Origin of the sequence: Streptomyces apricus, assembly GCF_008369065.1 — a bacterium.
GTDB classification, from domain to species: domain Bacteria; phylum Actinomycetota; class Actinomycetes; order Streptomycetales; family Streptomycetaceae; genus Streptomyces; species Streptomyces apricus.
Map to the genome: position 1 here is coordinate 1 of NZ_VDFC01000188.1, position 1,748 is coordinate 1,748.

The window sequence follows — 1,748 nt, forward strand, 5'->3', positions numbered from 1 at the left end:
GCCGGCGACCGCACCCCGCAGTCCGGGTACGCGGCACGCTCGTCGGCCACCGGCCCCACCCGCCGGGCCGCTCGGGCCGGAGGCGGAGGCGCGGCGGGCGGCAGCGGCGGTGTACGGGCGGGGCTTGGCCGGCGCCCACGTGTCGTCGGGGGCATCGCCGCGGTGGTGCTCTTCGTGGCGGCGCTGTTCGTCGGCATGAACCTCTTCTCGCCCGACGACAGCTCGACCGGGACGGGCGGAAAGGACGGAACGGGCGGTTCGTCGTCCCCCTCCACCACGTCTTCCGACTCGTCGGGATCGGACACCTCGGGGTCCGGCTCGCGTTCCGGTACCGCCGGCTCCTCCGGCTCCGGTTCCGGCTCCTCCGAGTCCGGCGGGTCGGCCACGGCGTCGACGCCTGGGAGCCCGCAGGAGGGCGTCACGCCGCCGTCCGCGTCGGCCACCGCCGGGGAGACGGCATCCGACCCGCAGGGGAACGGGGACGAGCCCGACGAGAACGAACCAGACGAGAACGAGCCTGATGAGGAGGAGCCCGAGGAGTAGGCGCTCCCGCGTTCCGTACGGTCGAACGCTGATCAGATGCTGATCAGGTCGGACGCTGATCAGGTGGTGATCAGGCGCTGGTCGGGGGGCCGGGGATCTCCTGGTTGTAGCGGCGTGCGGCGCGGTCGTTGAGCCGGCTGCCCAGCTCGCGCMCCTTCTCCGCCCACCTGGTCGGAGCGCCGTCGATGCCGTGGCCCTGCACGATGCGGTCTCCCGCCACGCCGTCGGCGCCGTGCCGGGCCGGGGGCGACGGGAGGAGCCGGGTGGCGAAGCCGCTGAGCCGGGTGACCGCGGTGGGCGCCAGTCCATGGGCCACTCCCGCGACACGGGCCGCTGGGGTGAGCACCAGACGGGTCCGCCGCCGCTGCACGGCCCGTACGATCCGCTCGGCCGCGCGGTCGGCGTCCATCGAGACGACGGGTGTCCCGGACAGGGCGGAGAACCAGGCGAACTCCTCGGCGGACCGCCCGCCGAACTCCGCCTGCAGATGCGATCCGGTGCGCATGAGGCCGGGATGGACCGTGGTCACACTGACTTTCGTGCCGGCCGTCTCCGCCTGGAGTCCCTCACCCAGGGTCCCCACGGCGGCCTTCGCGCAGGAGTACGGCAGCAGGTGCGGAACGGCGAGCAGGCCGCCGACCGAGCCGATGATGCACAGACGGCCCCCGGCCTCGCTGCGGCGCAGGTGGGGGAGTGCGGCCATGGCCGTGTTCACCGCCCCGCCGAAGATGGTCGCCATGGCGTCCTCGAAGGCACCGCTGTCGAGCGACGCCACGGGTGCCACCTGGATGACTCCGGCGTTGGCGACGACGACGTCCAGACCGCCCTGCTCGCTGTCCGCCTGCCGGACCGCGGCCTCGACCGCGTCCCGGTCGCGGACGTCGCAGACCACGGTGGAGACCATCGCACCGGTCCGCTCCCTGATCCAGTCGGCACCGCGGCTCAGCTCGTCCGCGTCGCGGSCCGCGACGGTCACCCGGCAGCCCTGCCGGGCCAGCCGCGCGGCCAGGAGCAGCCCCAGCCCACGGGAACCGCCCGTGACCAGTGCGGAGAGCCCGTCGAAAGCCGGCGGACGTGGGGTCCGTGCCATCGGTGTCACCTCGCTCGTGGAAGGCGACCCGAGTACCCGCGGCGCCCGTATGTAGACGCCGGGCACGGTTCGGCTTCGCGGTACGGGACGGGGGACAGAGGGGGGACCCGGTGAG

1 protein-coding gene and 1 pseudogene are annotated in these 1,748 nt (G+C 74.2%); one reads left to right on the top strand and one right to left on the bottom strand.

Features of this window, described 5'->3' with window-relative positions; genetic code table 11:
- Window positions 1-543, top strand: a pseudogene (locus tag FGF04_RS40540) (hypothetical protein); the annotation flags it as partial.
- A 70-nt stretch (window positions 544-613) separates the two neighbouring features.
- Here FGF04_RS40540 and FGF04_RS39090 read toward each other — a convergent pair.
- The gene (locus FGF04_RS39090) at window positions 614-1,633 is read right to left on the bottom strand and encodes an SDR family NAD(P)-dependent oxidoreductase (protein ID WP_149516142.1); all 1,020 of its coding nucleotides are present in this window, start codon (window positions 1,631-1,633) and stop codon (window positions 614-616) included.
- Between the last annotated feature and the right edge of the window lie 115 nt (window positions 1,634-1,748).